We start from the raw sequence: 7794 nt of genomic DNA on the forward strand, positions 1-7794 counted from the left end.
ACGGTCAAGACCGAGGCCGCGTAAACAGCGCCCGGAAGAGTTCCTCGGACTGCCGCAGGCCCTCATCGGTCAGGACAACCGACTTTGCCTTGTTGACCGGATCGGCAATCAGACCCCTCCCATGCAATCGCTCTAGGGCGTCCCAGTCAAAGCCTTTCCACGCCCGCCGCTCGTCATGCAGCGTCAACCACATAAGCGCCAGAACGGCCTCGTCGATCTTGTCCCGATCAATCTCCATGGACTGAGCATACTACGGTCAGACTGGGGCGGGAATCGGGCGGTTACAGTTTGACGGCCGCCCCGTCCGCAGTAGTTTTAGCCTGAAGAGCAGTGAGACGCGCCTTTGCCCAAGCAACCATGCGTCCGAGTTCGGTGGCGCTATCGGCGGCGGCTTCGGCGGGTAAGGAACCGAGCCATTCCTTGATATCCGCTGCTTCCCGCTGAAGCTGCACCAACTCACGGAGATGAGCGATCCGCGCTTCTTCTCGCTCCTTTCGCTTCTTCGCCAGGTCACGCCTCCGGGACAGTTCTGCCCATTGGCGTTCCCTCTCCTCGCGACGCTCCCGTTCCTCCCGATCACTGGCAAGGACTGCTTTCAGTCCCGTGACGACGTTTTCAAGCATGGTGTCGATGCGCTGGCTTTTACCGTCTGCCCATGTTTTTCGTAGCCCCTGGTGCCAGCCTTCGATAACTAGGGCGAGCTGCCCGGTGTAGATGGTGTCATACTCAGGCCACGGTTTCTCGTAAGGTAAGGAGGTGTATAAGTCCCAATCTCGGCGGTCAGCCGCTCTTTGGCGACGCGCCTGCTGCTGATTGTAGGCCGCTTGTTCGCTGGCCGTGGGAATGTGCTTCTGCCGCCTTGATTTCTCGGTCAGGGTGAAGGTCACCGTGTCCTTTCCGACCTCGATCTTCATACGCTGTGCGTCCGGCTGCAGCGACAAGCCCTCCGCGTCGAGGGAGGACGCAAGTGCATCTACAAAGGTCAAGGCACGTTCAACGCGCTCGCTATGCACAATGAGACCGCAAAGACCTGACCCGACAGCCGAAACACGTCCGTTCTCATCCGGTTTTGCTTTTCGCAAAGCCCTTGCTGTGGGTCTGATTGCTACGTGGTGGTTATCGGGAGGGGAAGATGGCTGTGCCGCTACTTGGTCTGCGGTTAATTTCAGTTGAACGTCCATTGGTGGGTTTGCGTCGCCGGTCGGAACTTCTATGGCGGTTGGTGCAGTTAGAACTATCTCGACTTTGTCCAGAGCCGGATCCTCAAGACGCCTCAAAAGAGGACGTTTGAAATGTTGTCCTGAGGCGACGCGGGACCAGTAAGCTCGGGATGGGCAAGGTATCTGATGTCGTGAGCACAGCCGCCGTAGATCATTTTCCGAAATGCCGAGTTCGACGGCCACCTCTCCGGAGGGCTTAGACCACACTAAATCGAACAACTCATCGCGGATAAGCGACCGGACGTGCTCGGACATTAACGATCCCTCGCTGATGGTGAAGACGATTTCCAATAGAGGCTACGGCACCGTCCCACCTAAAGATGCTGTTAATACCATCCAGGTCTCAGGGCAGTGCTGGAGAGACTAAAACTAACGAATGCACGTCCACGTCATTTCTTGCGACGAACTGGGGTAGTCGACTCTCGTCAGGGTCGGCTAGGCCCGCCTCCATTCTCACCTTGCCCTGCATGATTGCGCTGCCGACAGATTGGCCGCTTGCGATAGCGGCATAAAGCTGCTGAGCGAAGAGGACTGCTGAAAGATCCCCTATCGGCTCCGACATACCAATGATCACTGGAATTGAGGGGAGGATGGATTCGCTTCCTGCAAGCGTGTCGCAAGCGTTCATCACAAGGAGCGTCGGGGGCCGGTCAGTTGCCCCTAGTGCCTTCACAAGCAACGCGAACGTCACAACCTTACCATGAAGCCCACCTACTTCTTCGACGTCGAACAGGAGGGATTCCCCCCCGCCGTGGCCCGAGAAATGGACAATATGTGGGCTGATATCGTTCAAACCGTCGAGCAGGTCCTGGAACGTGGCTGCCGGCCGCTGATGTATTTCGATCAGATCACGATACTTGGCACCACGGAGAGCTTGCTGCACTTGCCGCACCTCCTGATCGACACGCAGACGATCATCATGCTCAGGCGGCAGATCCAGATCAGGGTTGGCCGTGAGGTAGAGGACGCGCAGCCTTTCTGGCTCCGGTTCACGGACATGCACATAACGAACTTCCGGCACTGACAATCTGGCGATCTCCTGGACGTGTTTCTTCTCTTCGGCGCGCCGCCTCGCCATTAGCTGATCTTCGGTCCGACGTTCGTTTCTGAGGGCATTCTCCAGGCTTTTCTTCTTATCGGCTTGTTGCTTAGCGTTTGCCCCGATGTTCTTAGAGATTTCCGCAATTTTTCTTTTCGCGTCTACCGACTTCTTTTTTGCCCTCTCGGCGGCGTCGTAGTGGCTTTTTGAGGTAGAAGGAGAGGAGGCCTTAATCGCGGAATCAAGCTTCCTTCGATATTCTGCGAAAGCTTTGCCGTCGACATCTTCATAACGAGCGAGGTCCTTGCGAAACATAGCCTCCCTTTCTTGAAGCCGGGCAAGGTCGCGGCGATATGTTTCACTTAAAGGCATTACTTTTCACCATTGGGTTTCGGGCATCATATATCGCAGAGGATTTTTGAGGCAATCTTCATCTCTTTGTTCTTAGTCCTTATTCAGGCGTAACGTTGCCTGAAGCGCCTCAAGGCGCTCCTGCGCCACCATGGCCCCCCTTGCCAACGCCGCGCCATGTGGCCCACCAATACCTTCGCTCGCCCAGAACAGGAGCGCGAGGATTTCGGAAAGGGCCGCAGCCTCGTCCATGGCGTTGACCAGCGCGGCGCCCAGCCGTGCGCCGCCTTCCGGCCTGGAATCGTCCTCGAAGATCATGCCAACCCCTCCCTTTGTTCCTGACCCTCTGGATCGCAGAGCCGCATTAGCCTGCCGGTCAGGTCCCGTTCAGCCGGGGTCGCCTCAAGAACGCGTTCCTCGCAAAGGATCTGCGCAAGCCTCCGAAGGCGCTGCTCCTCTTTGCGAAGGATTGCCGTCGCGAGGCTTCTCCCCGCACTCAGCCGTTGATCAGCTCGCTGACGAGTCGCGGGATCCCCCAAGCCTGCCCGTGCTGGGTCCGGGTGATAGAGGAGGCCGTGCTCAGTCAGCCCGTATGCCAGTTCCAGGCGCAGCGAGAGGTCAGTTGCCATCGCCAGATCGCTGTCCGGCCTCCCGCCGGCGCCGATCGACGCCTCCGCGAAGATCATCTCCTCCGCCGCGCGTCCAGCGAGTAGGAAGGCGATGTGATCGGCGATGTCTCCCGCAGTCAGGTTCGGTGCGGGCGGGTCGAGGTGGACGTGCCCTCCATCCGTGCCTACTCGGATCGCGCCGATTGCACCGCGACGCAGCCGCGCAGCCACGATCGCGTGCCCCGCTTCGTGAACGGCGACCCGCCAGAGCAGGTCCGGGTCCTCGTCCTCAAGCCCGAGCGCGGCGGCGACGTCGCGGGCGGAGAGCGGTCGCCGGAGGGCGCGCGCGATCCCCTTCGCTTCCCTCACGGCGCCGTCGAGTTCCGCTGCGGTCCGACCGGTCGCCAAGCGCGCGAGCGACCGGATCTCCTCCGGCCGGAGCACGTCGCCGGCGTGATAGGAGAGAATCCTTTCAACGGCAGCACGGCCAGGGCGGGGAACCCGGACGATCCTGTCGATCCTACCCGGGCGGCGGATAGCCGGATCAAGAGCGTCGAGATCATTGCACGCTGCAATGACAGCGACCCCGTCGCGCGCGGCCGCCCCGTCCATAAGCTCCAGAAAGCCGTTGATGACCTGCCGCCGATAGTTCTCGGCGTGCCGGTCCTTCGCCCCCCGGTCTCCGGCCGCGTCGACTTCGTCGATGAACAGCACGGAGGGGGCGAGATCCCGCGCCTCGGAGAACGTCCGCCGCATTTCACGCAGCATATCGCCCAGATGCCCGGCTGCCTGCCAAGCGGCGAAACTGCCGGTGATCAGCGGGACCCCGGCAGAAGCGGCGACGGCTCGGGCGAGAAAAGTCTTGCCGGTTCCGGGTTCGCCGTGAAATAGGACGGACCGGGTCATGTCTGTCCACCCGATCTCGCCCTGCGACCAAGCGCGCAAGTCCGACACTAGCTGCCGTCCGACCTCCTCCGCCTCCCCATAACCTGAGATGTCGTCCAGCGTGACCCGTCCTGCATGCGCCGCGACCCGATCAGCGAGGCGGTGCAATTCTCCGACGATCTCGGGGAGGCCCCTGAGTCGGAGCGCCATCCGGAGCCCGTCGATGCCGATCCTCCGCAGCGCCGCGTCGGACGGCAGTTCGTCCGCGCCGCAGGGCGTGCCGGAGCCCGCCGCAACGGTCACCGCGACGGCGATCATTTCCCGGTCGGGTGGGCCTACCACCAGCGATTCAGGAAGCAGCGCCGCGAACCGGGGCGGGACGGCCTCAGGCCCGTTGATGATGAGAATCCGGGCATCAACCCCGTAGAGGGCGGCGTCGATCGCGCTCTCTACCTTATTCTGGCCGGCGTTCCGCCGGCCCTCGCTTGCGCAGGTGACCGTGACCTCGAACTTGCTCCCCGGCGCCGCGTCGCTCAGCAAACGCCTCAGCGCCCACGCAACCTCGTTCGCAATGCCGTGCGGTCTGCACGTGATGAGGGTGATCGAGCCGGGCCGCGCCATCGTGGCAAATTCCTCGTCTGGCGGGAGCGCCTTGCAGAGCGCGGCGAGCGCGATCACCCTGATCGGTGCCTCGGAGAGCGTGATGCTCGATACGGAGTAATGGTCGAAATCTTCCTCCATGTTGTCAAGCTCGTGCTCGACCTCGGAGAGGCGACCCTCAATGAGTGCCTGGAATACGTGTTCCGACATCTCGGTGCAGTCGGAAGTGCTTCGGTAATCCGCGACGAGGAGCAGCGAACGGCGGAAGCGGGTGAGCCAACTATCGTGCATGTGATTCTCCGGATGACGCCGCGCAGGACGGCGACGGCGGGCCTGATGAAATGCCTGGTCAGCGCTCCGCTAATGATCGCGAAGGCGCGTCGACCGTGGTCGGGCATGTCTATCATGTGGAGGTGTGGCCCCTACGGTCGGCGGGGGCGCGGGGCTCAGCCCCGTATTCGGTGAAGGAGCGTCCGAAGCTGTCGCATGGGGCATATGTTACGTGGATGAGAACGGAATGGGCAAGAGGGCTTGACCGAAACCGCATCGGAAGTGGCCGTAAGGTATTGAGGGGGATGGGGATTATGCTACCGTTTCCGTAATCAGAAAGCGCGTTTTCGTGTTTTCTTCCTTGCAAGAAAGTAAGAATCATGGTTAAGATGACACGCAGGTCGGGTGCGAAGCCGTCTGGCTCCGAGGGGCAAGGTCTGGCAAACATTAACCTCAAGGTTTCGGAGGACGAGCGCTGGGCGTTCAAGGAGTGGTGCGTCCAGCACCGGATCAGCCAGGTGGACGGGTTCCGCCGGGCGTTCGAACTCCTGAAAAGGCACGGTTTAGATGATTGATAGCAGGATGAGGACATGCCTCACACAGGCGATTGATAATCAAAGTGGGTAGGATTTTTCGCGTGCTGAGCTATACAGATTAACAGAGAATGAGGAGGGCAAAATGCCGCAAGAGGTTGAAGTTAAACGGATAGAGGATCCAGAAACGCTCTCTGTTGATCACTCGACAATATTTCAGGGAGACGCCCTCTCCGTCCTGCGACGACTTCCCGCCGCTTCAGTTCGTTGTGCTATGACATCTCCTCCTTACTGGGGGTTGAGAGATTACGGAGTGGAGAAGCAAATCGGCCTCGAAGAAACAATGCCTCAGTTTATCAATCGGCTAGTTTCAGTGTTTCGCGAGGTCTTTCGTGTGCTTACTCCTGATGGAACCCTCTGGCTAAATATAGGCGATGGTTTTACAAGCGGAAATCGAGGTTACCGCGCTACAGATAAGAAAAACCCCGCCCGTGCTATGGGTGTGCGCCCGGACACTCCGGATGGCCTCAAACCAAAAGACCTTCTTGGGATTCCGTGGCGGCTTGCATTCGCTCTGCAAGATGATGGGTGGTATCTTCGCACTGATATCGTGTGGAATAAACCTAATGCGATGCCGGAAAGTGTAAAAGATCGGCCAACTCGAAGCCATGAGTTTCTCTTTATGCTGACTAAGTCAGAAAAATATTTCTACAACGCTGACGCAGTTAAGGAGAGGGCAGAAAATGGGGGCCTTCGGAATCGCCGATCTGTATGGAATGTCCGCACCCGGCCCTACGCGGAAGCCCATTTCGCAACCTTTCCTCCTGACCTTGTCCGTCCGTGTGTGCTGGCGTCGTCCGAGAGGGACGACTTCATACTAGATCCATTTTTTGGGTCAGGAACCGTTGGTGAGGTGGCAAGAAGTGAAGGGAGAAAATATTTGGGAATCGAAATTAATCCTGAGTATGTTGATTTGGCGCGGAAAAGGCTTAGTGGTTCAGAAACTCGGGTTGTGAGGGTCGCCGCGTGAGTAAATTTAGTTTCGCTCCCCCCGATCTTCAGGTTGATTTTGCCCGAAAACTGAATACGCTACGTCCCAAATATCTACAAAAGGCACTCGCGGAGACTATAAAGGGCTTAGATATATACTCGGAGTCCTGCGGCAGCCGAATTTGGTGACTTGACGGCTGGGTTTGGAACGATTCAGCTACGCCTATGATCCGCCCCGGCTTTCTTTCCTCAGCAGACCGCCTCGAGCTTGAGGCGTGCGTGCGTCGTCAGCGCGAGGACCACGGCATTGCCCGCCGGGCAAATGCGATCCTGCTGCTCGACGACGGGGAAAGCTGTGCCCGGATCGCAAAATTTCTCTATCTGGACGACGATACCATTCGGGGCTGGCATAAAACCTACCTGCAAGATGGTTGGGATGCGCTTGCCTACGACGGCTGGAAAGGCGGCCAGTCCCGTATGACGCAGGCACAGGAGACTGCGCTGTGCGCATGGCTGCAAGTGCGCTTCTGTCGCTCGACGGTCGAGATCAGGGCTCACCTCGCGGCTGAGTGCGGTCTGAACTACTCCCATTCTGGCTGCATCAAACTTCTCGCCCGACTGGGCTTTGAATACCGCAAGCCCAAGCCTCTGCCGCGCGTGGCATCTGCGGAAAAGCAGACAGCTTTCATCGCATTCTACGAACGCCTGATGCGTGAGTTACCAGCAGATGAAGCCGTCTACTTCGCCGATGCGGTGCATCCGGAATACCAGACCAAGCCTGCATTCGGCTGGGTGAAGGTGGGATCAAATCCAGCGGTTCTCAGCACAGCAGGGCGCGGTCGTGTGAACATTCATGGGGCTGTAAACCTCGAAACTTTTGATGCACCCTTTGTCGAGCCCACAACCGTCGACGGGGTCAGTGCCGTGCAGCTTCTCACCAAGATCGAGGAGCGCAACCCTGACAAGCGCATCATTCATGTCATCTGGGACAACGCTGCCTACCACAAAGGACCCGATGTCAGAGCCTTCCTCGCCAAGACAGCTTGCCGTATCCATCTGATCCAGCTGCCACCCTATTGCCCTCATCTCAATCCGATTGAGCGGCTTTGGGCTGTCTTGCATCAATACGTTACCCACAACCGCTACTACCCAAGTCAGAAGCAGTTCGCCGACGCCATCCTTGCATTCATGCGTGAAACCATCCCGCAGGAATGGACAAAATTCCGCGACAAGGTCTCCGACAACTTCCGCGTCATAACCCGCGAGAACTTTCGGGTTTTGCAGTAGAAGCGGTATAA

General features: G+C 58.8%; 7 protein-coding genes. 2 read left to right on the forward strand and 5 right to left on the reverse strand.

Annotation, left to right across the window (positions count from 1 at the left end; translation table 11 throughout):
• Positions 1–4 precede the first annotated feature (4 nt).
• From ACTJI6_RS23205 to ACTJI6_RS23225, 5 genes are all read right to left on the reverse strand, one after another.
• Positions 5–238 carry a DUF6429 family protein gene (locus ACTJI6_RS23205; protein ID WP_377764643.1) on the reverse strand — a complete coding sequence of 78 codons (234 nt, stop codon included), beginning with the start codon at positions 236–238 and terminating at the stop codon, positions 5–7.
• 43 nt (positions 239–281) lie between these two features.
• Complete coding sequence (locus ACTJI6_RS23210) at positions 282–1475, reverse strand: hypothetical protein (RefSeq protein ID WP_440804077.1); 1194 nt, start codon at positions 1473–1475, stop codon at positions 282–284.
• Between the two features lie 88 nt (positions 1476–1563).
• Positions 1564–2574, reverse strand: coding sequence for a CHAT domain-containing protein (locus ACTJI6_RS23215; protein ID WP_440804079.1), 1011 nt, complete (start codon positions 2572–2574; stop codon positions 1564–1566).
• Between the two features lie 129 nt (positions 2575–2703).
• Entirely contained in the window at positions 2704–2928 is a 225-nt protein-coding gene (locus ACTJI6_RS23220; RefSeq protein WP_440804081.1) for a hypothetical protein, read from the reverse strand.
• Positions 2925–4994, reverse strand: coding sequence for an AAA family ATPase (locus tag ACTJI6_RS23225; protein WP_440804083.1), 2070 nt, complete (start codon positions 4992–4994; stop codon positions 2925–2927). The genes ACTJI6_RS23220 and ACTJI6_RS23225 overlap by 4 nt, the downstream gene beginning before the upstream one ends.
• Before the next feature lie 657 nt (positions 4995–5651).
• Here ACTJI6_RS23225 and ACTJI6_RS23230 point away from each other — a divergent pair.
• Positions 5652–6536 (forward strand): DNA-methyltransferase, encoded by an 885-nt coding sequence (locus ACTJI6_RS23230; RefSeq protein ID WP_440804085.1) that lies wholly within the window; start codon positions 5652–5654, stop codon positions 6534–6536.
• A 185-nt stretch (positions 6537–6721) separates the two neighbouring features.
• Positions 6722–7783, forward strand: coding sequence for an IS630 family transposase (locus tag ACTJI6_RS23235; protein ID WP_440803696.1), 1062 nt, complete (start codon positions 6722–6724; stop codon positions 7781–7783).
• The last annotated feature ends 11 nt before the right edge of the window (positions 7784–7794 follow it).

Source organism: Paracoccus sp. 22332, from assembly GCF_052045125.1.
In the GTDB taxonomy this organism is placed as follows: Bacteria; Pseudomonadota; Alphaproteobacteria; order Rhodobacterales; family Rhodobacteraceae; genus Paracoccus; species Paracoccus haematequi_A.